Here is a 24316-nt window from a genome sequence, read left to right on the forward strand (position 1 = left end):
AGCAAAAAATGGTGCAGGACGAAAACGTTACGGCAATCGGAAGAACGCCGGCCACCACTCCGCGCCGCGCGCGACGGCAAGCAGCGTCAGCCCCGCGGGCACGACTAACAGCCGCAGAGCTCGCCTCGTCTCGTTCCGCAGGGCCTTGGCGTAGATCGTGATCTCGGCCGACGTGCGATAGAGGCGGAAGTTCGGTATGAACCGCGGCGTGCGCCGGCAGTAGGCGTCGAATGTATCCGAGCCTACGAGCTCGCGCAGAAACGTTTCTTCTGCCGGCACGGTTACGAACGCATAGTGCAGCGCCGCCGCGAGTACGGCGATCAGCAGCGTCGCGCTGTGCAGGCAAAGGGGTGCCGACAAGCCGATCAAGAGCGAACCGACGTACAGCGGGTTACGCACGATCGAATACGGGCCGTCGACCGTGAGAGTCGCGTCGCGCCGGCCGCCGACTTTGCGTCCGCCGACATAGAGTGTCGCCCAGAAGCGCATCCCGATGCCGAGCGCGAAAGCCATCCACCCGCAAGACGATAATGCCGCTCCCAAGGCGGCATCGAACGTAACCAACGGCGACGAGCAGGCCACGGCCGCGCCGCAGAGGCCGAGCGCCGCTCCTCCGGCGAGACCCCGCATGTGGAACCCGCGCGATTCGATATAGCGAAGCGTCTCGGTGCTCATCGGAAGCTCGTTTCCGGTCGGGGGTCGCCACTCGTCACTTCGGGCCGGGATTGTAATTCGAGCGCTCGAACGGCTCAATACGAGCCGGCCGAACCGGCGCCGTGCGCCTATAGTACTCTCGTAGCTTCAACTCTCGGAGGAGGGCCTGACGATGCGAGCTTTAGTAACCGGTGCGACGGGATTCGTGGGCAAAAGGCTGTTGCAGTTCCTCGACGAACCGGTCGTGCTATCACGCAACGCGGAATCGGCGAAGCGCGTGCTCGGCGACCGAACGCGAGTGCTGTCGTGGGATCCGATGTCGGAAGCCGCGCCGCGCGAGGCGTTTGCCGGCGTCGACACGGTCTTTCATCTCGCCGGCGATCCGGTGGCCGAAGGGCGCTGGAACGAAGAAAAGAAACGACGCATTCGCGACAGCCGCGTCATCGGCACGGCGAACTTGGTGCGTGGGATCGCAGCGGCGGAGTCGAAACCGCGTGTGCTCGTCTCGGCCTCGGCGATCGGGTACTACGGCTCGCGCGGCGACGAAACGCTTGACGAAGCCGCTGCGGCGAGCGAAGGTTTTCTGGCCGAGGCGTGCGTTGCCTGGGAGCGAGAAGCCGCGGCGGCGAAGCAACTCGGAGTGCGCACGGCGATGGGGCGCATAGGCCTCGTGCTCGGCGACGGGGGCGCGCTGAAGAAGATGCTCCTGCCGTTTAAGCTGGGACTGGGTGGTCGCCTCGGCGACGGCCGGCAATGGATGTCTTGGGTTCATGTCGACGATGTCGTCGGCATGTTTCTGTATGCAGCGCGCGAGGAAGGAGTGCGAGGCCCGTTTAATGCGGTGGGACCGAAGCCGGCGACGAATATCGATTTCACGAAGGCTTTGGGTCGCGCAGTGCATCGACCGACGATCTTACCGGCTCCGGTATTTGCGCTCCGCTTAGCGTTCGGCGAGTTCGCCGAAGTGCCGCTCGGCTCGCAACGTTGCGTTCCCAAGCGAATGCTCGACGCAGGTTATCGCTTCCAGTACCCGACGCTCGACGAAGCGCTGGCCGCGGCGGTTGCCGGCACGTCGAAGCCGGCGGGGTTCGTTCGATGACGGGGCGCGAGTATACGCTGCGCCGCCTGCAGAGATTACCGCTGCCGATCGAGCGCACGTTCGCCTTCTTCGCCGACGCGGGAAACCTCGAAGCGATCACGCCGCCGTTTCTGAAGTTTCGCATCGTCTCGCCGGTGCCGATCGAGATGCGCGCCGGGGCGTTGATCGAGTATCGCTTGCAACTGTTCGGCATTCCGTTCGGTTGGCGCACCGAGATCGAAGCGTTCGACGCGCCGCGGCGATTTGTCGATCGACAAATTTCCGGACCTTACGCGCTATGGCATCACACGCATGAATTCCGATCGCTCGCCGATCCTGAGACGGGCGCCCTATCGACGGAAATGATCGATACCGTGCGCTACGCGATTCGACCGGCGCTTCTCGGGCCGATAGCAGAGCGGCTTTTCGTGCGGCGAACGCTTGAGCGGATCTTCGACTATCGCGCCAAGAAGATCGTCGAGCTTATCTGACATTCCAAACGGAACCGGGAACGAGCGGAAACCGTTCGGTCCGACCTAGCCAGAGATAGGTCCATGCCGTGGTCGGGCGTGGCGCGGAACCCTCAAGCGGCAAGACGGCAACCGCGACGCGCCTATACAACGTTCCTTCGTCTTCCAGCCGGTCGAGCGTCGGAAGCAACGCTTCGACGATGCGATACAGTTCCCCTTCGATCTCGAGCGGAGCCGCGAGATGTTCGAGCATCGCGGGATAGTCGCCGCAATCGATCAAGCGGAACCGTGACTCGGTTTTCGCTTCGCCGAGAAACTCGGCCGTCGACAGAAGTCCGTGGTTACGACCGCCGCGCTTCAACGTACCGTAGACGAACAAAAGATCGGTGAGCATCGTGGCGACGCTCCTGTGGTTTTAGGCGCGCAAAACAACCGCGACGCGCGAGAAACGGCTCCCGGAGTGCGGGAGCGGTCGATTCTCGTGCGTCGCGGTTCGTGTCTGGCGATGAATCTGCGAAGGCGCGCGGTTTGGAAAGCGGACGCTTCCGACTAGCCCTTACGATGACGAATACGGGCTCGCATACGGCGCTTCTTTCGGCCGACTTTGCGTCGTCCCTTTCCTGTCTTCTTGACACCCACGGCAAAAACCTCCGGCAACGCGTTTGATGGACGGGGTCGAACGCTTCGGGCCGGACGGCGCAAATGAAAGCGCCGTCGACGCTTGCGGTCGACATGAACGAGGCACAAGTGTAACAAATGGGGTCGGCGACAAGCAAGCCGGGTAAGGGCTCGGAGAACGGAAATAACCCATCTTTCCGTCAACCTCCCGCTACATCTTGCCCGCGCGGAAGGTCGTCGAGGCTTTCGAGCCCGAAGAGTTCGAGGAAACGCTTCGTCGTGACGAATTTAGCCTCTTTGCGCGAGGTTCCTTCGGGGCGTTCCATCCGGAGCAATTGTCGACGGAGGAGCTGATTGAGAATCGCCGAGCTCGGATGACCGCGCAGGTTGCTTACCTCTTCCGCCGTTAAAGCCCCCTTATAAGCGACGACCGACAACGTCTCGATCGCGGCTTGGCTGAGCTTTGCGGCGCGATTGCGGCTGAAGGTTTTATCGCGAACCGACCGCAGCTCGGCGCGAAGCACGAGCCGATAGCCCGACCCCTCGGAGATGATTTCATAAGGGGCATTACGTTCGAGATACTTCTCGTTCAGCTCGCGAACGGCCGCTTCGATCTCGGCGACGCGCACCCCGCGCATCAGGCCCGCGAGCCATTGCGGCGAGATCGGCACGTTGTCGGGATCGCCGACGAAGAGCATCGCTTCGAGGATCGTGCGCGGCGAAATCTCGCAACGGTCGTCTTGGTCAGTGGCTGCGGCGCGCGGCAACTCCTCGGCTAAGGCGGCGACCGGATCGTCGGCCGGAGGTGGAGGCTCCGCGGCTTCTTCATAGGGATCGCTCCCTTTGCCGAGCATTTCTGCAAAGGCCGCGCTCAGCGAATCGAGCGACAAGCCTTCGTCGTCGGCTTCGGCGGGCTTCGTCGCCGGCATTCCGAGCGACGAAGCCACGGTTGCGGATTCATCCGAGGTGGATGGATCCGATTGCTTAAGGCGGTCGTCGGGCGTTTGCTTCGGCTTGCGCTTGGCCATAACGCCTGCACTATACGACCGTCGGTCGTGGGGCGGCAAGCTCGGATTTTACTTCCGCTTCGCCCATTCGGTCTTCATGAACTTCAAGCCGTCGGTCGCGAGTTGTTCTTCGCTCTCGAACATTTGCCGCCAAATCTTCGTAGCGGCGGCCAATGCCGGAAGCGCCCCGCCGAACGCTTCGACCGTGAACCAGCCTTCGTAGCCGGTTTCTTTGAGCGTATCGAACGTCTCGGCCCAACCAATGTTGCCGCGCCCCGGCGTGCTGCGATCGTTCTCCGAGATGTGGACGTGGATCGTATAGTCTTTGCAGTCGCGAATGGCCTGGGCTGCGCTCTTCTCTTCGATGTTGGCGTGGAACGTGTCGTACATCATGCGGCAACTCGGATGGCCGACGTCTTTGCAAAAGCGAGCCGTGTCGACGGCGCTGTTGAGCAAGTAGCACTCGAAGCGATTGAGATACTCGACCGCCAGCTTCACGTTCACCTTGGCGGCGTGTTCGGCGACGGCGCGCATGCTTTCGACCGCCCAGTTCCATTCGCTCTTCGTCGGGCCGGTGCCGGTAAAGTAGCCGAGCGCGGAGTGGTAGGGACCGGCCACGAGAGTGGCACCGACCGCTTGGCAGCAATCGAGAACCCGTTTGTTGTTCTCGACGCCGAGTGCCCGAACTTTCGCGTCGGGCGAGGCGGGATTATCGTCGACGCCGCGGCACGTAACGGCGGTCCGTTCGAGGCCGAGATCGTCGAGCCACTTGCCGACTTTGGCGTGGTGCTGAAGATCGAGGTCGAAAATCGGCAGTTCGACGCCGTCGTAGCCGATCTTTTTGAGTTTCTCAAGCAACGGGCGGTGTTCTTCCGTAACACCCGCCGTCCAAAGCAACATATTGAAGCCGAATTTCATGAGAGCGTCGTTCCGTTACTGATGTGATCGAAAAGTGATGTCAGGAAATTGAGACGAATACGAATCGGACTGAACGCTTAAGTGTGGCGCGAGTCAGCATGAGAAAGCGCGGCATCATCCGACCAAGCCGGCTGCAGCCCATAGAAAAGCACGTCGGGATCGATGTCGGCTCCGTTAGGCCAGGCGATCGTGCCGGCTTTTGGATCGACATGAATCTTTAGAAACTCGTTGCGATCGGTGCGGAGCGGTTCGAAGATCGGACCGTGCAAGAATCGCTCCAGGTCGACTTCTTTCGCCGAACCATCTGTAAAGCGGAGTTGCACGACGAAGTCGTGAATCGGCGCGACTTCGATGATACGAATCATGATGCTCATAAAAACCTATTTCAACGGCTCGATGGAGAGTAGTCGAGCACCCTGCCGAGCGAGTTCCCAATTTTGCATCAAAGCATCCCTGTGTTCGCTCGCCCATTCCAACACTAAGCCACGGGCAGGGCGGGGCAGAGTTCCCTTGAGTGTTTCCAGCCGATCGATCGACAATTGAATTTCGTGCTCCGCAAATTTCGCATGGAAGTGCGGGGGATTATGGTCATTGTAATACATGTAGACCGAAATCCCGAAAAACTCGCTGATGCACGGCATGGACGGAGCCTTGTTACTCGCGCCAGCCGTGTGCGTCGCGGACGGCGATCATGGCTCGCAGGATGTCGTTCCACGTTCCCGACTTCATCATCACTTCGTTCGGGAACATGCAGCCGTCCCAGCAGAGGTGGCGGAATTTTTGCAGGACGTTGCCGTAGGAGTCGCGCATCCAGAAGCCGGCGTGGCGCGGAATGTCGAGCTTGCCGTTGGGATCGGTCGCAAGACAGTGTCGGCCGGTCTTGTCGTGCGAGCCGGAGCCTTTTACCGTCGCATCGTTTTGAGCGATGTGGAAGTCGATCGTCCAGGGGCGGAGCGCCGCGGTGAGCGTTCGTAAGGCATCGTCGAGCTTGGCCGGATCGCTCCAGTTCCAATTTTCGGGAAGGATCCGATCTTCCGGAGCGTTGTAGCCGAGCGTGTAGAGAAGCGTGTGCGCCATATCGGCTTGAAAACCGACGAGGCCGGGCCGATCGGTCATTTCGAGCAGTTGCACCATCCGCCGCCAAGAGTGCATGCCGCCCCAGCAAATCTCTCCTTCCGCTGCGAGTCGTTCGCCGTGATCGGAAGCGACATCGGCCGCGGCTCGAAACGTGGCGGCGGCTTTCTTTTGATTTCCTTCCGGATCGGCTAGCCAATCTCCGGCGCCGCCGGCAGTATCGATCCGCACGGCACCGTAAGGACGAATCCCTAGCTCGCGGAGCTTCAAGGCGATGCGGCAGCCTTTGCGAACCTGTTCGACGAACTGCATCCGATCGGCCTCGCCGCCGAATGCCGAGCCACCACCGGTCGGGCCCCAGACCGGCGCCACGACCGTACCGATCTTGAGATTCCGCTGGGCGACTTTTTCGGCGAGCCGTTTCAAGTCGTCGTCGGAGCTATCGATATCGACATGCGGCGCGAAGAGAAACAGATCGACGCCGTCGAACTTCATGCCGTCGACTTCCGCCGCGGCCGTGAGGTCGAGCATCGTGTCGAGCCCGATGAACGGCTCGCCCCCTTCGGAGCCTTTGCCGACGACCCCTGGCCACGCGGCGTTGTGAAGTTTGGGGAAGTTGTTGGTGTGCGATGAAGACATGCCGTTTCCTAAATCAATTCGAACGTGATGAATAAGATACCGACGCTATTCGGCCGACTTCTTTTGAAATTCGGCCCAACGGATGCGTGCGTTTCCGACGAATGCTCGGACGAGTTCGTTTTCGTTGACCTTCGTTACTTCTTGCATGGCGGCGTTAACGTCGTCGGAACTGAGGAATGGGAACGCAAGGCTGTTGGAAATTTCGACATACGACGAATCGTCCGTCCGGCGCAGGAAAAACAATCGCTTGCCGTCGTGCCGCCAAACCTCTTCGACGCCGATCGCCCAATAGGAAGGAAGCCGCTTGACGGAGGAACTAGTCACATCGACTTCTACGACCAAGTCCGGCGGTGGATCATTCTGCGGAGAGTATTCGAGCTTTCCTCGCACCCGCGACTCATTCCGAACGTAATAGGCTTCATCGGGTTGCAGGCTGCACTCGAAATCGTCGGACGCGAGAGTCGTCGAGCCGATGCTTTGAATGAGAATGTTCAGGTCTAAAGTCATCGCTTCAATGAAACGGCCGATGATCCGCTTGATCCAATCGTGGTCCTTTCGCGGCGACATCATTTCCAAAACTCCTTCCACATATGTGTGTCGCAACGAAATGTCGCCGATCGCCTCGAGGAATCGGAGATAATTCTCCCACGAAAGCCCAGGGATCACGGCCCACATTTCCAATCTGCCGTGATCGAAAGTCAAGCGTGGATGACATTCGCCGAACGCCGCTGCGATATTCGCAAAGGTGTCTCGATCTATGCCGTTGAGCACGATCGTATCGTCCGAGGCGGATGTCGCGGCACACATAACAAACTCGCTTTCTACTTCTTATAATCCCCGACCTTCGGAATGCTCGGATGCACATCCGGACCGAAGTAGCGGAGGCCGACCAGCGGTTCGCTGCCGGTGTTTTCGATCTCGACGCCGCGCGTCGCTGCTTCGTGCGAGATGAAGACTTCGTCTTCCGTTGTCTGGCCGAAGCGGATCATCGCCGGAGTTTGCAGGTTCAGCTTGCCCATGCGCCCCTTGCCTTGCACCGTGATCCAGCCGCTGGCGCCGGGATCTTGCAACTTGCACTTCGCGCCTGGTTCGAGCGTCAGTTCCTTCGAGGTGAACAGTTGCTCGCCGTCGACCGTGCCGTAGACGATCCATTTGTCGGTGTAGCCCGGCCCGCTCCGGCCTGCGTCGACGATCGGCTCTAGGTAGTTGTTGTCTTTGAAGTGCGTGTCGACGTTCTTTTCCCAGTCGAGCTGGCCGATGATGAAGTCGAGGTCTTGGTGTTTCTCCTTCGGCATGTCCTTCACCAAGAGCGACCACGGCACGTAGCGCCCTTCGACGATCGATTGATACATGCCGAAGACGTCGCTTCCCCATTGCGGCTCGTAGGTGCAAAGCGAACCGGGGGCATGTAGCACGCCCGGCGGAATCAACCAGCCGGTGCCGCGCTTCAGACGATACGCTTTCGAGAGATCGAGAATGCCGTTGTCGCCGGCGTTCCAATTCTCCAAGCACTTGCGAAGTTGATCTTTCGTCGTGCCCGGCTCCAGGCCCATGAACGTGTAGCAAAAGTTGTTGTCGACGTTGTTCAATTGCGGAGGGAAGTAATAGCTTTCGGGCTTCCCTTCCTGACCGACCAGCTTGGCGTCGGAGAACTTTTGATGCATGTGATGCGGGATCGGACCCATGTTGTCGAAAAATTTCGAGTAGACGGGCCAGCGTTTGTATTTGCCGTGCATCTTCGCGCCGATCAACCGGTCGCCGGCTTCGCTTACGGCATCACGCAATTGGAAGTGTTGTCCTTCGTGCAGCACGTAGCTCAAACCTTCATCGACGGTGCGGTTTTCGTTCGCCGCTTCGGTCGTGCTCGCGAACCAGCGCTCGTCGATGCCGCCGCGGTCGGCTCCGAAGGCGTAGTAGTCGGCGGGATGCAGTTTGATGCGCTTGCCGGGATGCAGGAAGCTGCGTGGCACCCAGGTCGGCGTGAGTCGCAAAAGGCCTTCGCCGGCGTCGAGCGCTCCGGCCAAGATTTTACCGACGTTATCTTTCGAGACGAGTTTCGGCAGCGGAATGCTCATGGGAGGACGACGACCTACGCGAGGGGCTTGAGTAACAAGAGGTCGTTAGTTTTATTCGCTAAAAAACAGGTTCGCAAGCGGGCGAACCGTTTCCGGGCAACGAAGCAGCGAATTGCCTTCTGCGAGCCGACGCATCGGCGCGCGAGCATGCACTTGGCGCTCCGCGCGGCTTGCCGGCAGCGAATCTAAAACCAACCTCAAGCCGATGGCTTAGTGCCTGAGGAGCGGCGTGCCCAAGATGTTCTCGAATTCCGAGCCGGCGTCGCCGTTTTTCTCGACGACGACCACTCCCGGTCGAACCGAGAGCAACTCATCTTGGCAGCGGCGGCGTGGGTCGCCGTCGGGTCGGCCGATGCGGAAGTAGTTGCCGTCCGGTTGCAGCACGCGCGACTTGGTATTGTCGTGAAGATATGCGGGCAGCACTTCGCTTAAGATCCGATCGCGCAGGTCGCTCGCTTCGACCGGGAACATCACTTCGACGCGGCGATAAAAGTTGCGCGGCATCCAGTCGGCGCTGGCGAGGTAAATGCGGCAATCTTCGGCAGGCCCGAAGATGTAGAGCCGACTATGCTCCAGAAATCGATCAACGATGCTGCGCACGCGAATGTTTTCGCTCAGTCCGGGAATGCCCGGCCGGAGGCAGCAAATGCCGCGAATGATCAGGTCGATCGGCACTCCGGCTTGGCCGGCGCGATAAAGCGCCTCGATCACGCGATAGTCGACGAGCGAGTTGAGCTTGGCAAGGATGCGCGAGGGGCGACCTTCTTTGGCGCGCTTGGTTTGCTCTTCGATCAGCTCGAGCGTGCGGCGGTGCATGTCCGTCGGGGCGACGATCATCTTGCGCCACTTGTGCCCTTGCGAGTAGCCGGTCAGCAAGTTGAAAAGCGCCGAGGCGTCGGCCGTCATGTCTTCGTCGGCCGTGAACAAGCCCAAGTCGGTGTAGACGAGCGCCGTCGTCGGGTTGTAGTTGCCGGTCCCTAGGTGGACGTAGCGGCGAATCGTTTGCCCTTCTTGGCGGACGACGAGCGAAACTTTGCAGTGGGTCTTGAGGTCGAGAAACCCGAACACGACATGCACGCCGGCTCGTTCGAGCTTGCGCGCCCAACCGACGTTGTTTTCTTCGTCGAAGCGTGCTTTGAGCTCGACGAGCGCGGTGACATGCTTGCCGTTTTCCGCCGCTTGGATCAAGGCCCGCGTGACGGGCGAGTCGCCGCTCGTACGATACAAAGTCTGCTTGATGGCGAGTACATGTGGATCGACCGCTGCGCGACTGATGAATTCGACGACCGGATCGAACGAGTCGTACGGGTGGTGCAGCAAGATGTCGTGCCGACGAATCGCCGTGAAAAGATCTTCCTTGCCGCGTTGGCCTCGACCGCGCGGCGGCTGCGGCGTAAACGGAGCATCGCGCAAGTGTTCGCGACCGGGGACTTTGCCGAGTTCGGACAACGCCGAAAGGTCGATCGGGCCCGGGATGCGATAGACTTCGCTATAAGTATCGGAGCCGGAAAGCCCTTCGCGGATTTCTTCCGGTTCGACGATTTCGCGGATCAGTTCTTCATCGCCGTCGGCCGAAACTTCGAGCCGGACAGCTTGCCCGCGTTGGCGAGCTTTAAGCCGGTCTTCGATGCTTTGCAGCATGTCGTCCGACTCTTGCTCGAGCAGCTCGATGTCGCTGTCGCGCGTAATGCGGAAGAATGTATGGTTCACGACCTCGGCACCGCCGAATAGTTCGGCCAGCCGCATCGCCACCGCATCTTCCAGCAAGATGTAGAGTTGATCTTCCCCTTGGCTCAGCGCCACGAGCCGGGGCAAGACTTGCGGCAACTGCACGACGCCGAACAGGTTCTTCGGCCCCAGACCCGCCTGCCGGCGCAAACGCGCGGCTAAGTACAGCCCGCGGTTGTGGAACCGGGGACTCGGATGCGCGGGATCGACCGCCATCGGAGTCAGAATCGGATAGGCTCGTTCCGCGAAGAAGCGATCGAGGATCGCGTGATGTTCGGTCGTGAGTTGCGACGGCGCGAGAATGCGAATGCGCTGCTCCGCCAACTGCGGCACGATCTGTTCGTTCCAACAGCGATACTGCGCGGCGACGAGCTCTTTCGTGCGTGTCGCGATCTTCTCCAGCTGTTGCAACGGGCGGACGCCGTCGGGCGAGTAGTCTTGCGGAGCGCCGTCTTCAAATGCTTGTTCGCGCAGGCCGGAGACCCGAACCATGAAGAACTCGTCGAGGTTCGCGCTGAAAATCGAGAGGAACTTGGCCCGTTCGAGCAGCGGCACCTCGGTCGATTCCGCTTCCTCGAGTACCCGTCGATTGAATTCCAGCCAGCTCAACTCGCGGTTGAGAAAGTGCTCGGAAAGAAACTCTTGCTCGCTCACAGAACCCCCACGTGCCGGACGTCGTACTCGCATCGAATGGCAGTCAGCCTTAATTCTACCCGATAAGTAGCGATCGGGGTGGCCGACGTGGCGAGGTTGTCGAATCCTAATAATCCGAATGTACGGTCGCCGGCAACTGCGCCGACGATCGACCGCCGGCAACCGGTGCTGCTGGCTGTATCCGACTGCCTCCGTTATACTTCGAGGAATACGCCGGATTTGGTTCCTCGACCTGCGATTCGAGCGCGATTCGATTAGTCCGTTTTCCGCAAAAGTTGCGACGGGCCGGGGCGAACCGAGTCAGGTTGGTTTAGCGAATCGTGGCCGGTTATTCAGATTCTTCGACGTGCGAGACCCATTGCAAGTGAGCGACGACTGGAAACGCGAGTATCCGTTTGAGTCGCATTTCACGATGATCGGGCGGCATCGGCTCCATTATTTGGACGAAGGGCAAGCGGCCGGCGATCGGATTTCGCAGCCTGCCGGGAGGCCCGCCGAGACGCTCCTTTGCGTGCACGGGAACCCGACGTGGTCGTTCTACTGGCGGCACTTCGCGAAGGCTTTTCGCGACCGGTATCGCGTCGTCGTTCCCGACCATCTCGGTTGCGGCCTTTCCGACAAGCCGCAAGAGTACGAATATCGGCTCGGCAACCACATTGCGAACCTGCGGCACCTGATCGAAGTACTCGATCTGCGCAACATCACGCTCTTGGCCCACGACTGGGGCGGCGCGATCGGCATGGGAGCGGCCGTGGCCGAGCCGGCGCGATTTTCGAGAATCGTGCTGTTCAACACCGCGGCGTTCCGGTCGACATACTGTCCGTGGCGGATTCGCGTTTGCCGCACGCCGATCGTCGGTGCCTGGGGGGTGCGAGGGCTCAACTTGTTCGCTCGCGCCGCGCTTTCGATGGCGACCGCGAAACCGGAGCGATTCACGAAACTCGTTCGTGCCGGATATCTGGCTCCGTACGATAGCTATGCCCATCGAGTCGCGGTGCAGCGATTCGTCGAAGACATTCCGCTCCACGAACGGCATCCCAGTTACGCGACTCTCACGCATCTCGAGCAGTCGCTGCCGCAACTGGCCGGCTTGCCGAAGATGTTCGTCTGGGGAATGCAAGACTGGTGCTTTACGCCGCAGTTCCTCGATCGCTTTCTTGAGTTCTATCCGCAGTCGGAAGTGCATCGCTTCGACGACGCCGGCCATTACGTGGTCGAAGACGCGCACGAGCGCATCGTGCCCCTCATCGGCGACTTCATCGCCCGCCATCCCGCGGCAGGGTAACGAATTCGATGCATATCACGACCGGCGAGCACGCGACGAGCGCCGAGAAACTTACGGTCGGTCAACGTGCCACGCTGGCATGTCTGCTCGAAGCGACGATTCCTAAGCCCGGCAACGTGCATCGCGGGGCCGATTTCGAAGACCTCACGTTTACCGACTTCGTCGCCGCCGGCGTAGCGATCGGTCCGGCGATGCAACGGGCCTCGGAGGGGGCTGCGCTCGGCACGACCGTGCTCGAAGCGATTCGCGCGACGCGCGCGATCGCCGCTACGAACGTGAATCTCGGGATCGTGCTGCTGCTTGCGCCCTTGGCATGCGCGTCGCAAGCAGTCGACCTGCGCCAGGGAGTGGCCGACGTACTGAGCCGCCTGACGCCTGCCGATTGCGCCGACGTCTACGAGGCGATTCGCCTCGCCACTCCCGGCGGCTTAGGACGCGTCGACGATGCCGACGTCGCCGGGCCTCCGCCGAGCGATTTGTTGCACGCGATGCGCTTGGCCGCCGAGCGCGATACGATCGCGCGACAATACGTCACCGGTTTCGCCGAGCTGTTCGACTTCGTTGTGCCGGACCTTCGAGCAGGGCTTGCACGAGGCTGGAGCCTCGGCGATGCCGTCATCCGGACGCATCTCCGGACGATGCAAGCGATCCCCGATTCGCTCATTGCGCGAAAATGCGGGAGCGCCGTGGCGGGAGAAGTCGCGGTGAATGCGGGCGCGGTTTTGAACGTCGGCGAACCGGACGACGAGAATTATTTGGAAGCGCTTGCCGATTTCGACTTCTGGCTGCGGAGCGACGGGCATCGCCGGAACCCCGGCACTACGGCCGACCTGCTGGCCGCGGCGCTCTTCATGGTTCTCAGTGAAGGTTCCGTTCCGTTGCCCCTCAAGTGCTGAGAGCATGAAGGAAGTTCGCATGACGACGGAAAGCTATTTCGTTCGCGTGAAGAAGACGGAACTCGTCTTTTCCGCGGCCCATTTCATTACCTTCAACGGCAACATCTGCGAACGACTGCACGGCCACAACTATCGCGTCGCGGCGGAAGTATTTGGGCCGCTAGATGAAAACCAATACGTCGTCGACTTCATCGCCTTGCGCGACGAACTGAAAGCGATCGTCTTGTCGCTCGACCATCACATGCTGCTGCCGACGTTGCATCCGACGATCCAAGTCGTCGCGGACGCCAAGAGCGTCGAGGTGACGTTCGAGGAGCGGCGCTGGGCGTTTCCGCGCGAAGATTGCGTTTTGCTGCCGCTTATTCAAACGACAGCGGAGCTATTGGCGAAGCACATCGGCAGCGCGCTTTCCGATCGCTTGCTGACTCGCACGGGTACTCGCCCCGGCAGGCTCCGCATCTCGGTCGATGAATGCGAAGGCCAAGAAGGGATCTACGATCGCTGCGAATAAGGCTCGGCCTTATTTGTCGGCGAAACCGTTGACGATTTGCTGTTGCTCAGGCGTGAGCACCGCCATGCATTTCGCTCTCGCATGATCGAGATAGCCGAATGCCGAGGTCAAGAGCTCGTCTTCCTTCGGTCCACCCTTGGATTGCCGGTAGAGCGATTCCGACTTGTCGAGAGCTTCGTCGATGATCTGACGAATCGCCCGTAGTTGCTGTTCGTTCAAACGCAGGTGTTCGGCCATTTGCGGCAAAGCGAGGGCGGGAGCCCCCAGCCGACGATAAAGTTCTTCGGCATCGGCGGTCGGCCAATATTGCATGACCAGCTTTTGCAGCAAGTCGGTGGCGCCGATCGTGTGCTCGACGAGCGATTCCAAGCGATACACTTGTTCCGTGTCCAGCACGCCGAGCATCGCCATCTGCGTGATGTAGAGAATCGCCGCTTGTTGCGACTTCGGTACGTTGGCGCGAAGCACCGAATTCTTCGCCGCGATCACGCTGCGAATCTTCGTTTGTTGTTCCGGTCGTAAATGCAGGAGGCCGATCACTTCCGGTTCGTCGAAGAGATCGATATCGAAGCTTTCACGAAGACGCTGGCGAATGCTGGCGCTCACCTTCGTGACGACCGCACCCGAACTCTTCTCTTCGACAGCCGGAAACAGCTTTCCTAGTACCGGCACTTTCGAGAGCTGCTTGCGAATCGGTTCGGCCTGGGCGACGAAACCGATCGTCAGGCCGATGCCCGCGATGATCGCGACGCGCAGCATCTTCTGCGACGGACGTTCGACCTTCGGCGCAATCGATTTGCCGGCATGCGTCAGGGTTTCCAAACGCTTCAAACCCATCCGAGCGCACAAGCCGCGTTGCACGATGTGCATGACTTGCACACGGTAGGTGTCGCCGTCGTCGGTCTCGAATTCCGCGACCGTCCCTTCGCCGAATTGCGGCATCGATTCCGACGCCACGTTCATGCCGCCGGCCGATTCATCGATCAGACGGACGCGCAATTCCACGCCGGCTACGATAAGCGTCCCTTCGCGTGTACCCGCTACGGGCGAACGAAAGTTTCTGCGACGTTCGGAAAACATGGGGAATCCGGATCTGGGTAATAACGAGGCACGAACCGTCGCACGCTTGCCGAGCGGTGTCCGTAGTGAAACGTAGCTTGCAACAAGCGGGGAGCGAAAAAATTTGAGAACCTATTCCGACGCTTTCTTGCCGTTGCGAAAACAGGCCTCAAAACCGGCCCGATCGTTGCGAGCGAGCCGATTTCGCGTTCGTCTCCGTGCGTCGACGCTATATCGGCCTAGGTAATAAAGTCTCGAGGTGTCCGAGTTGCGAAATCCTAGATTCGCTCAAGTCTCCCGCGTCCGCCGGTCGATACGCCTGCCGAGGACGTCGTATTTCATGACGATTACGTCGACTCTGACGGAAACGCAGGCTGGGCCGTCGCTCATGCCGGCGTCGGGTCGCCGCTTGCAGGGAGTGCTCGCACGATGGCATCTACCGAAGTACGCAAAGCGGCCGTCTTATTGGCGAGCATGCCGGAAGAGGAAGCGGCACTGCTTCTCTCCAAGCTGCATCCTAAGCAAGTCGAACTCGTCTCGATCGAGATTGCGCGGCTCGGCCATATCGGCGGCGAAGAGCAGTCGAACGCCATCCGTGAGTTCGCCGACGTCAATCCGCAATCGTTCGGCACCAGCACCGGCGGCCTCGACCTCGCGAAAAGCCTGGTCGAAAAGGCGCTCGGAAAAAACGCCAATAGCACCCTCGAAAACGTCCGGCAGCAGATCGAAGCCCTGCCGTTCGCCTTCGTGCAGAAAATCGATGCGACGCACCTGCTCACGTTTATTATGGATGAGCATCCGCAAACGATTGCGCTGATCCTTTCGCATTTGCAGCCGCAAAAAGCCGCTCAGGTGATCGCCGGCCTCCCGAGCGATCGCCAATTGTCGGTCGTTCGCCGTATTGCGCGGATGGGCCAAACCAATCCGGAAATCATCCAAGAAGTCGAACGGGGACTCGAGCACCGCATGTCGAGCATCACGAGCCAGTCGTATGAAACGGCCGGCGGCGTGGAATCGGTCGCCGAGATCCTCAACGTCACCGATCGCGCGACCGAGCGTGGTTTGCTCGAGAACCTAGCCCAGGAAGATCCGGACTTGGTCGAAGAAATTCGCCGCCGGATGTTCGTCTTCGACGATATCTCGAAGTTCGCCACGAAAGACATCCAAACGGTCCTCAAGAACGTCGAGAGCGGCCAATGGGCTTTGTCGCTCAAAACCGCGAGCGAAGAGCTCAAGCAGAAGATCCTCGGCAATATGTCGAGCCGTGCGGCGGAAATGCTCAAAGAGGAAATGGATTACCTCGGCCCGGTCAAGCGCTCGGCCGTCGAGCAAATGCAGCAGCAAGTCGTCGATATCGTCCGCCGCTTGGAAGACGCGGGCGAAATCACGGTCGCCGCCGGCGAGGAAGTCGAAGAGATGGTTTAAGCCCGGCGGCGCAAAGCGGGTGCGGTGGCTGGCGCTCGGTGGGATAATGCCGCCCCCTGGCCTCCCCCCCCGGTTTTCTGCTAGCATCGGACGCCATGTCGACGTCCCCCATGATGCAGCAGTATTTCGATGCGAAAGCCGCCTGTCCGGGGGCCGTGCTGTTCTTTCGCATGGGAGACTTCTACGAACTCTTCCACGACGACGCCAAGCTCGTCGCGCGGGTTCTCGGCCTCGCCCTGACGAGCCGCGACAAAGGGGAAAACCCCGTCCCCATGGCGGGCTTCCCCCATCATCAACTCGACGGCTACCTGCGCAAAATGATCGCGGCCGGCTACCGCGCCGCCGTCTGCGAGCAGATGGAAGATCCGAAGCAAGCGAAAGGGATCGTCAAACGCGAGGTGACGCGGATCGTCTCCCCCGGCACCGTGACCGACGACGCGCTGCTCGACCCGCGCGAGAGCAACTTCCTCGTCGCGATCGCCTCCGGCGAACCGGTCGGGGTCGCGTGGATCGATCTCTCGACCGGCCGCTTCTACGCCGCCGATGTTCCGTCGGGCCGGCTCGTCGACGAACTGGCGCGGATCGGTCCCGTTGAAATTCTGGCAGCCGAGGAAGCGGAACTTCCGCCGGGCTATGCCGATGGTCGGGTGCCGGTCACGCGCCGGCCGCCGTGGGCCTTTGCCCATCACTCTGCTCAAGAAACTCTCTGCAAACATTTTCAGACTCGCTCGCTCGAGGGCTTCGGCTTCCACGACGACGATAAGGCCGGCATCCGCGCCGCCGGCGCGATCCTCGATTATCTGGCGGAAACGCAGAAGACGTCGCTCGGCCATATCGACAAGCTGATCCCGTATCGAACCGCCTCGACGCTCGAACTCGACGAAGCGACGCGCCGCAGTCTTGAGATTACCCGGAGCATGCGCGAAGGAAAGCGGGAAGGGACATTGCTCTCGGTGCTCGACCGCGCCGTCACGGCGATGGGCTCGCGTCAGTTGGGGGAGTGGACGAACAATCCTTTGGTCGACTTGAATGCGATCCAAGCGAGGCTCGATGCCGTCGGCGAACTCGTCGCTCACGAAGCCCTCACGACCGACCTCCGCGAGTTGCTCAAGCAAGTTTACGATGTGCAGCGCTTGCTCGCGCGCGTCAGCACCAATCGGGCCACGCCTCGCGATCTCTGTTTTCTCGGCCGGACGCTCCGAATTCTGCCGACGATCAAAGCGAAGCTGACGGCCCGATCGTCGGCGTTGCTCAACGCGATGGAAGGGGCGCTCGATCTCTGCGCCGAGCTTCGCGCGCTATTGGAAGGGGCCCTGGAAGACGATTGCCCGCTGGTTGCGAAAGAGGGGGGCTTCATCCGCGCCGGCTTTCATGCTCCCTTGGATGAATTCCGCGAGCTCGCCGGAGGCGGCAAGCAATGGATCGCGCGCTATCAAGCCGACGAAGCGGCCCGCGCGGAGATTCCGAGCCTGAAGGTCGGTTTTAATAGCGTGTTCGGATACTTCATCGAGGTGACGAACACGCATCGCGAAAAAGTTCCGGCCAATTACATCCGTAAGCAAACGGTGAAGAACGCCGAGCGTTACATCACGCCGGAGCTGAAAGAGTATGAAGAGAAGGTGCTCACGGCCGAGCAGCAGTCGCAAGACTTGGAATACGAGCTGTTCCTAAAACTACGCGATGCCGCGGCCGGTGCCTCGCGCCGGCTCATGGCGACGGCCGGAGTGCTCGCCGAAATCGACGCCCTCTGTTCGCTTGCCCAAACGGCACGCGAGCGAGGCTATTGCCGGCCGAAGATCACGGAAGAACCTCGGTTGCGCATCGTCGCGGGGCGTCATCCCGTCTTGGATGCGTCGCTGCCGCAAGGCAAGTTCGTGCCGAACGACGTCGTGATGGGAGGAGCCGATGGGCTGATGATGCTCATCACCGGGCCGAACATGGCGGGCAAGAGCACGTATATCCGGCAGGCCGCGCTACTAACGCTGATGGCGCAGATCGGCAGCTTCGTGCCGGCGCGCGAGGCCGAGATCGGGATCGTCGACCGGATCTTCGCGCGTGTCGGAGCGAGCGACGAGCTTTCGCGCGGCCAAAGTACGTTCATGGTCGAGATGACCGAGACGGCCAGAATACTGAACGGTGCCACCGCGCGCAGCTTAGTCATTCTCGATGAGATCGGCCGCGGCACCAGCACCTACGACGGCGTCTCGCTTGCTTGGGCCGTCGTGGAATATTTGCACGACAACATCGGTTGCCGCACGCTGTTCGCCACGCATTATCACGAGCTGACCGACCTGCGCGAGTCGTTGGCCGATGTGCGCAATCTGAATGTCGCCGTGCGTGAATGGCAGGACGAAGTCGTGTTCCTGCATAAGATCATCGAAGGGGCGGCCGATAAGAGCTACGGGATTCATGTTGCCCGACTGGCCGGAGTTCCTAGGCAAGTCCTCGATCGGGCCAAGCAAATCTTATCGCATCTAGAACAGGAGCATGTGGACGAAGAAGGGAAGTCGAAACTCTCGAAGCGCAACCGAGCGAAAGTTCGTAAGGGAGATCTCCAACTCACGCTTTTCGCCGCCGCCGATCATCCGTTGGTCGAGGAAATCCGCCGAGCCGACATCGACAACCTCTCGCCGATGGCCGCGTTGAACTTGCTGCGCGATTGGCAGAAATCTTTAGATAGTTCACGCTGAGCATCCCATGCCGTCGCGACGTCTGATCGACTGGCTGCGGCGTTTGCGACAAGGCCTCTCGACGCATTCCATCGCCGGTCTGGATTCGCTGCGCGGCTTGGTGTTGCCGTCGATTTGCTCGTTTTGCGAAGTCGACCTCGAAGAAGAACCGGGTGCGAAGGTCGACGCGGATCGCAGGCTTTGCGCCGGCTGTCGCACGACGCTGGCGCAAGAGCGAGCGCATCGCTGCGTGAAGTGCGCCGCTGCCGTCGCACCGACTTTTCAAGGTGCCGATTGTCCTTGGTGTCGCCATCGCGACTTGCGCTTCGATCGCGCTTTCACCCTCGGCACTTATCGCGATGAGCTGCGCGACGCCGTCCTCCGGCTCAAGCATGCGAATCAGGAATCGCTTTCCACGGCGCTCGCGGATATCTCTTGGGAACGGAACGCCGAAGCGGTGCGTGCGGCCGGGGCCGATCTCGTCGTGCCGGTGCCGATGCATTGGCTACGGCGTGCCATGCAGGGGCACAACGGGCCCGACCTCGCGGCTTCGTTTTGGGCCGCACGTCTCCAAGTCGACGACTATCCGCGGCTGTTGGTTCGCAATCGGCGCACCCGTCCGCAGGCAGGGCTTTCGCCCAACGAGCGGCTCAGCAATGTCCGCAATGCGTTCGGAGTTCGTCGCGGCTACCGCGTCGACGGCGCTCGGGTACTCCTCGTCGACGACATTCTTACGACCGGCGCGACTTGTTCCGAAGCGGCCCGCATCTTGAAAAAGGCCGGAGCGAAGAATGTCGCCGTCGTCGTCGTCGGACGAGCGCAAGGCGAGGTTTAACTCCGGCTTTCGAGAGTTCGTCGCTGAGATATACTAGGTGCATGAGCAAAACCAAACTACGACTCGGAACCCGTGGAAGTCCGTTGGCCCGCTGGCAAGCGGATTGGACCGCGGGGGAATTGCGCCGCCTCGGTTACGACGTCGAACTCGTGCCGATCACGACCAGCGGCGACCGGGAACAAACCACTTCGATCGGCGGTCTTGGTGTGCAAGGAGTCTTCACGAAGGAGCTTCAGCGCGCGCTACTGGACCATGCGATCGACTTCGCCGTGCATAGCCTCAAGGATCTGCCGACGGAGCCGACTCCCGGACTTTGCCTGACCTCGGTTCCGGCGCGCGGTCCGTTGGGTGATTGCATCGTGTCGGCGAAGTATCGGTCGTTGGATGAGTTGCCGCAGGGGGCCGTCGTCGGCACCGGCAGCCTGCGTCGAAGGTCGCAGCTGTTGCATGTCAGGCCCGATCTGAAGATGGAAGATGTCCGCGGCAACGTCGATACGCGACTCCGAAAACTCCATGAAGGGCAGTACGCCGCGATCGTCTTGGCCGAAGCGGGGCTGATTCGGCTCAAGCTCGGCGAGCATATTGCGCAGGTGCTTCCAAGACATGTCATGATCTCGGCCGTCGGGCAGGGGGCTCTCGGCATGGAATCGCGCGAAGACGACCCGGCGACGCGCGCGGCCCTGGCTCGGCTCGACGACGTCGATACGCATCGCGCGGTTGTCGCGGAGCGGCATCTGTTGCATTCGCTGCGCGGCGGTTGCTTGGCTCCCATCGGGGCCTGGGGGCGCGTCGAGCCGGACGGCCGCCTGCATCTTAGCGCCGTAGTGTTGCGTTCGGATGGTTCGGAGCGGCTCTTCGCCCATCAATCGTCCGAGCCGAACGCGGCACTGGAACTCGGGCAACGAGTCGCCGACGAACTGCTGGCACACGGTGCAGCGCGGCTCATCGCCGGCTCGCGCGAGGGGGCGATGGGGCACGTCGCACCAGCGAAATAACACTCTCGACGAGCCCGTTCGTCAGCGAAGTGCTGCGACTGCCGGCAGCCGATATTGCGCACCGCGACACGCCGAACTCGCCGCAGGCATTGCGAACCGGCTCGATCGGCATCGTGCGAAGGAATCGCGACCGGACGCATCGCACCTTGGAATACGCCGGAAATCACGACTTCCCGTGTCGATCTTCGGCATTTCTTTTTCGCAATGCATTTCGCGGCATGAGCCTTGCTAAATGTCGGTCGTCGCGCAGGGGGGCAACCTGCAACGACCAGCGTCGTCGGATTTAGCATGGCATACGGAATGTACATCTCGGCCGAGGGTGCGCTCGCGCAACAAACCCGGCTCGAGACGATCACGAACAATATCGCGAACGCCGACACCGCAGGCTTCAAGCGCGATCTCGCCATCTTCCAAGCGCGCAATGCCGAGGCGATCGATCAAGGTCTTGCCCAGCCGCACGCCGGCACCGTCAACGACGTCGGCGGCGGTGTGATGGTCAAGCAAAACCAAACCGACTTCTCGCAAGGCCCGTTGAAGAGCACGAACATTCCGACCGATTTCGCGATCAAAGGTCGCGGCTTCTTTGTCGTCGAGAAAGACGGCGAGAAGATGCTGACCCGCGCAGGAGGCTTTCAGCCGTTGCCCGACGGCACTCTGGCTACGAACGACGGCTATCCGGTTCTCACCGAAGAAGGAGAGCCGATCGTGATCGCGGGCCCTTGGCAGTTCAGCGAAGACGGCACGATCACTTCGGAAAACGGCGTGGCACGGATGGCAATCGCCGAACCGGCTTCGCTCGGCGACTTGGTAAAAACCGGCGAGAACCTGTTTCGCCCGCTCGGCCCGGTTGCCGCCTTGGCGAACGAATTTCGTTCGGTCGCGCAAGGCATGCTTGAAGGTTCCGGCACCACGGCCGTGAAGGAAATGGTCGAGATGATCGAAACGACGCGGGCCTATGAAGCCAACGTCAACATGATCAAGAACCACGACTCGATGTTCGGCACTCTGATCAGTCGTGTCCTGAAGGTCGGCTAGTAGAAACGGATTTCTCTCTCTCTTCGAGACGTGAGCTAAGACATGAGCGTTCAATCGTTGTACACCGCCGCGACCGGCATGCAGGCCATGGAGACGAAGCTCGACGTCGTCGCCAATAATCTGGCGAACATCAATACGACGGCGTTTAAGAAGGCCCGCGCGAACTTCGAAGACCTGTTCTATCGCCAAATCAAGCTCCCCGGTGCGCAAGACGCGCAAGGCAACTTCACGCCGACGGGCATCGCGGTCGGGCTCGGTACGCGCGTGGAAAGCACGCAGACCGACTTCTCGCAAGGAGCCTTCGCCACGACGAACGCCCCGCTCGACATCGCGATCGAAGGTCGCGGCTTCTTTATGGTGCAAGATCCATCGACGGGCCAGAACGTCTACACGCGCGCCGGCAACTTCTCGCTCAATTCGCAAGGAGTGCTCGTCACCGGCTCCGCTCAGACCGGCCGCACGGTGCAGCCGCAGATCACGATTCCGCAGGATGCCTTGAACGTCGTGATCAGCCCGGAAGGGGTCGTGTCGTACAACCAAGTCGGCAACCCGCAGTTCCAACAAGCGGGCCAGCTGCAACTCGCGACGTTCATCAACCCTGAAGGCTTGATCAAGCAAGGGGAAGGGATCTACCTCGAGTCGCAGTCGTCGGGCTCGGCCAATCTCGTGAACCCCGGGCAACAAGGAGCCGGCGTGATGCGGCAAGGTGCTTTGGAGCAATCAAACGTCGAACCGGTCCGCGAATTGATCGACCTGATCACGACGCAGCGTTCGTTCGAATTGAATTCGCAGGCCGTGCAAGCCGGCGATCAAGTGTTGCAACTCGTAGCGAATCTTCGCCGGTTCTAGAAAGCAGCCTATTAAATGACCAATCGAACTACGACGCTCGCGGCCTTCCTCTTCGCTTCGCTCGCGATCTTCGCTTGCGCAGCGGACGGAGCCGAAGTTCGCTTAAAGGCCCAAGCCCGCTGCCGCACCGGCGTCGTGTTGCTCGGCGACATCGCCGAAGTATTCGCGGCCGAAGCTTGGCAAACCGAACAATTGCGGGCCATCGAACTCGGCCCGGCTCCTTCGACCGGCGGCCGGCGCTTTATTCGAGCGCGTGAAGTGCAAGACGCTCTGTGGATGCGCGGCATCAATCTCTCGTCGCACCAAATCAGCGGAGCCGATCGAATCGAAGTCACCGGGCCCGGCGAAGCGGTCGCCGCCGTCGATAAGCCGACGTTTCGTCCAAGCAGCACGCAACGCGAACGGGCCGAGAAAACGGTGAGCGAGTTCGTCCTGCGTTACCTCCGCACGCAAACGACCGGCCGCGAACCTTATACCGTGACCGCAACCTTGAGCGACGAGCAAGTCGACACGGTGCTCACGTACGGGAGTCGCTTGCAAGTCGCCGGAGGAATGCAACCTTGGACCGGCAAGCAACGATTTACTTTGGCGACCGAAGAAGGAGCCAAGCAGATTCGCTTCGACGTCGACGCGGAAGTCGGGCTGCCGCCGGGCGTGGTCGTGGCGCTGAAGAGCCTACCTGCCGGATCGATCATTCATGCCGGCGACGTGGCGTTGAAGCCTGTGACTTCCGTGAACGAAGGAGCGCAGCCCTTCTATAACTTGGAAGACGTCATCGGACATGAGACGACATGGTCGATTCCTGTGGGAACGATTCTCGGACGAAACGGCATCCGCCGACCGCAAGTCGTACGACGCGGCGACGCCGTGACGCTCTACGCTCGGAGCGCGGGCCTGCGAGTGCGCACGACCGTGCGAGCCCGCGAAGACGGCAGCGTCGGCGACTTGATCACGGTGGAAGCCCTAGGCAATCGCGAACCGTTTTACGCTCGCGTGACGGGAGTTCAAGAAGCGGAAGTATCGGCCGATCCGGCAGGTGCGGTGCCGCAAGGTGCGGCCACGCCGGAGCCGCGTGCGGCGATCGCCGGTCGTCCTGGTTTCCGAGGAGAGGTCCGATGATTTATCGAGTGATGAGCATAGTCGCCCTATCGATGTTCGCCGTTCTCGGCGGCGGAAAAGTCGCCCAAGCGCAGCGTGCGAGCTTGTATCAGCAGCAAGTCGCCGGCCGGCCGTTGACGCTCGAAGGGAATTCTTGGCTCTACGTGCAAATGCCCCCGGCGCGCGAGATTCAGGTCAACGATCTGATCACGGTGCTCGTCAAGCAGAAGCAACAATCGCAGAGCGAAGGTCAGGTGAATCGGATCCAACAATCCGGTATCGACGCGCGATTGCGCGATTGGGTGCAACTCGACGGCCTCGGAATCAAGCTCGCTCCGCAAACGGCCGGCGATCCTCGGGCCCGTGCTTCTCTCGACAGCACACTCCGCACGAATGCGGAATTGGAGACGGCATCGTTCATCCAATTCAACATCACGGCGACCGTCGTCGACATTCGCCCCAACGGCAACCTCGTGCTGGAAGCACACGGCTCCGTTAAAGATAACAACGAAGTCTGGGAAGCATCGCTTTCGGGCATCGTGCGTCGGCAAGACGTTCAGCCCGACAACACGGTCTTCAGCGAGAAGATCGCCGAGTTGAGCGTTCACAAGCGAGAGACGGGACATATTCGCGATGCCTATAAGCGTGGCTGGGCTTTGCGAGCCTACGACGCCTTTAAGCCGTTCTAAAGAAGGTCGCTCCGTCTGGTTTTGTTCTTCACGTCGAACATAAGTAAGGTCCTCG

At 60.8% G+C, this 24316-nt stretch carries 24 protein-coding genes; 13 read left to right on the plus strand and 11 right to left on the minus strand.

Features of this window, described 5'->3' with window-relative positions; translation table 11 throughout:
- Window positions 1-27: 27 nt before the first annotated feature.
- Window positions 28-675, minus strand: coding sequence for an isoprenylcysteine carboxylmethyltransferase family protein (locus K8U03_17180; protein MCE9606625.1), 648 nt, complete (start codon window positions 673-675; stop codon window positions 28-30).
- Between the two features lie 151 nt (window positions 676-826).
- Here K8U03_17180 and K8U03_17185 point away from each other — a divergent pair, with 151 nt between their 5' ends.
- Window positions 827-1753, plus strand: a complete 927-nt coding sequence (locus K8U03_17185; GenBank protein ID MCE9606626.1) for a TIGR01777 family oxidoreductase — start codon at window positions 827-829, stop codon at window positions 1751-1753.
- Window positions 1750-2223 (plus strand): SRPBCC family protein, encoded by a 474-nt coding sequence (locus tag K8U03_17190; GenBank protein ID MCE9606627.1) that lies wholly within the window; start codon window positions 1750-1752, stop codon window positions 2221-2223. The genes K8U03_17185 and K8U03_17190 overlap by 4 nt, the downstream gene beginning before the upstream one ends.
- On the opposite strand, the gene K8U03_17195 is transcribed toward K8U03_17190, so the two are convergent.
- The 9 genes from K8U03_17195 to ppk1 form a co-directional block, all read right to left on the minus strand.
- Window positions 2216-2596 (minus strand): gamma-glutamylcyclotransferase, encoded by a 381-nt coding sequence (locus tag K8U03_17195; GenBank protein ID MCE9606628.1) that lies wholly within the window; start codon window positions 2594-2596, stop codon window positions 2216-2218. The genes K8U03_17190 and K8U03_17195 overlap by 8 nt on opposite strands.
- Before the next feature lie 424 nt (window positions 2597-3020).
- Window positions 3021-3848, minus strand: coding sequence for an SMC-Scp complex subunit ScpB (locus K8U03_17200; protein ID MCE9606629.1), 828 nt, complete (start codon window positions 3846-3848; stop codon window positions 3021-3023).
- A gap of 48 nt (window positions 3849-3896) precedes the next feature.
- On the minus strand, window positions 3897-4745 hold the full coding sequence (locus K8U03_17205) for a sugar phosphate isomerase/epimerase (protein ID MCE9606630.1): 849 nt from the start codon (window positions 4743-4745) through the stop codon (window positions 3897-3899).
- A 77-nt stretch (window positions 4746-4822) separates the two neighbouring features.
- Window positions 4823-5110: a DUF2442 domain-containing protein gene (locus tag K8U03_17210; protein ID MCE9606631.1), complete on the minus strand. Its 288-nt coding sequence runs from the start codon at window positions 5108-5110 to the stop codon at window positions 4823-4825.
- A gap of 15 nt (window positions 5111-5125) precedes the next feature.
- Entirely contained in the window at window positions 5126-5386 is a 261-nt protein-coding gene (locus K8U03_17215; protein ID MCE9606632.1) for a DUF4160 domain-containing protein, read from the minus strand.
- Between the two features lie 13 nt (window positions 5387-5399).
- Window positions 5400-6458: a TIM barrel protein gene (locus tag K8U03_17220; protein ID MCE9606633.1), complete on the minus strand. Its 1059-nt coding sequence runs from the start codon at window positions 6456-6458 to the stop codon at window positions 5400-5402.
- Window positions 6459-6503: 45 nt separating this feature from the next.
- On the minus strand, window positions 6504-7265 hold the full coding sequence (locus K8U03_17225) for a Uma2 family endonuclease (GenBank protein ID MCE9606634.1): 762 nt from the start codon (window positions 7263-7265) through the stop codon (window positions 6504-6506).
- Window positions 7266-7279: 14 nt separating this feature from the next.
- Window positions 7280-8533, minus strand: coding sequence for a hypothetical protein (locus tag K8U03_17230; GenBank protein MCE9606635.1), 1254 nt, complete (start codon window positions 8531-8533; stop codon window positions 7280-7282).
- 210 nt (window positions 8534-8743) lie between these two features.
- A complete protein-coding gene (ppk1, locus tag K8U03_17235; protein MCE9606636.1) occupies window positions 8744-10915 on the minus strand; it encodes a polyphosphate kinase 1 in 2172 nt (723 codons plus the stop codon).
- Between the two features lie 412 nt (window positions 10916-11327).
- Between ppk1 and K8U03_17240 the strand changes: the two genes are divergently transcribed.
- Genes K8U03_17240 through K8U03_17250 form a run of 3 tightly spaced genes read left to right on the plus strand, consistent with a single transcriptional unit; the run spans window position 11328 to window position 13607 of the window.
- Complete coding sequence (locus K8U03_17240; GenBank protein ID MCE9606637.1) at window positions 11328-12200, plus strand: alpha/beta fold hydrolase; 873 nt, start codon at window positions 11328-11330, stop codon at window positions 12198-12200.
- A gap of 8 nt (window positions 12201-12208) precedes the next feature.
- Window positions 12209-13096, plus strand: coding sequence for a triphosphoribosyl-dephospho-CoA synthase (locus K8U03_17245; protein MCE9606638.1), 888 nt, complete (start codon window positions 12209-12211; stop codon window positions 13094-13096).
- 19 nt (window positions 13097-13115) lie between these two features.
- Entirely contained in the window at window positions 13116-13607 is a 492-nt protein-coding gene (locus tag K8U03_17250) for a 6-pyruvoyl tetrahydropterin synthase family protein (protein ID MCE9606639.1), read from the plus strand.
- A 9-nt stretch (window positions 13608-13616) separates the two neighbouring features.
- Here the strand turns inward: K8U03_17250 and K8U03_17255 are convergent, their stop codons facing one another.
- Entirely contained in the window at window positions 13617-14687 is a 1071-nt protein-coding gene (locus K8U03_17255; protein MCE9606640.1) for a PilZ domain-containing protein, read from the minus strand.
- A gap of 408 nt (window positions 14688-15095) precedes the next feature.
- On the opposite strand from K8U03_17255, the gene fliG reads away from it, so the two are divergent.
- The 8 genes from fliG (at window position 15096) to K8U03_17295 (ending at window position 24261) form a co-directional block, all read left to right on the plus strand.
- Window positions 15096-16091: a flagellar motor switch protein FliG gene (gene fliG, locus K8U03_17260; protein ID MCE9606641.1), complete on the plus strand. Its 996-nt coding sequence runs from the start codon at window positions 15096-15098 to the stop codon at window positions 16089-16091.
- Between the two features lie 95 nt (window positions 16092-16186).
- The gene (gene mutS / locus K8U03_17265; GenBank protein ID MCE9606642.1) at window positions 16187-18781 is read left to right on the plus strand and encodes a DNA mismatch repair protein MutS; all 2595 of its coding nucleotides are present in this window, start codon (window positions 16187-16189) and stop codon (window positions 18779-18781) included.
- 7 nt (window positions 18782-18788) lie between these two features.
- Window positions 18789-19595 (plus strand): ComF family protein, encoded by an 807-nt coding sequence (locus K8U03_17270; protein MCE9606643.1) that lies wholly within the window; start codon window positions 18789-18791, stop codon window positions 19593-19595.
- Between the two features lie 41 nt (window positions 19596-19636).
- The gene (gene hemC / locus K8U03_17275; protein ID MCE9606644.1) at window positions 19637-20590 is read left to right on the plus strand and encodes a hydroxymethylbilane synthase; all 954 of its coding nucleotides are present in this window, start codon (window positions 19637-19639) and stop codon (window positions 20588-20590) included.
- Window positions 20591-20878: 288 nt separating this feature from the next.
- Complete coding sequence (flgF, locus tag K8U03_17280; protein MCE9606645.1) at window positions 20879-21625, plus strand: flagellar basal-body rod protein FlgF; 747 nt, start codon at window positions 20879-20881, stop codon at window positions 21623-21625.
- A 42-nt stretch (window positions 21626-21667) separates the two neighbouring features.
- Complete coding sequence (flgG, locus tag K8U03_17285) at window positions 21668-22474, plus strand: flagellar basal-body rod protein FlgG (GenBank protein ID MCE9606646.1); 807 nt, start codon at window positions 21668-21670, stop codon at window positions 22472-22474.
- Between the two features lie 15 nt (window positions 22475-22489).
- Window positions 22490-23593: a flagellar basal body P-ring formation chaperone FlgA gene (gene flgA, locus K8U03_17290; protein MCE9606647.1), complete on the plus strand. Its 1104-nt coding sequence runs from the start codon at window positions 22490-22492 to the stop codon at window positions 23591-23593.
- Window positions 23590-24261: a flagellar basal body L-ring protein FlgH gene (locus tag K8U03_17295; GenBank protein ID MCE9606648.1), complete on the plus strand. Its 672-nt coding sequence runs from the start codon at window positions 23590-23592 to the stop codon at window positions 24259-24261. The genes flgA and K8U03_17295 overlap by 4 nt, the downstream gene beginning before the upstream one ends.
- Window positions 24262-24316 lie beyond the last annotated feature (55 nt).

Source organism: Planctomycetia bacterium, from assembly GCA_021413845.1.
Taxonomy (GTDB): Bacteria; Planctomycetota; Planctomycetia; order Pirellulales; family PNKZ01; genus PNKZ01.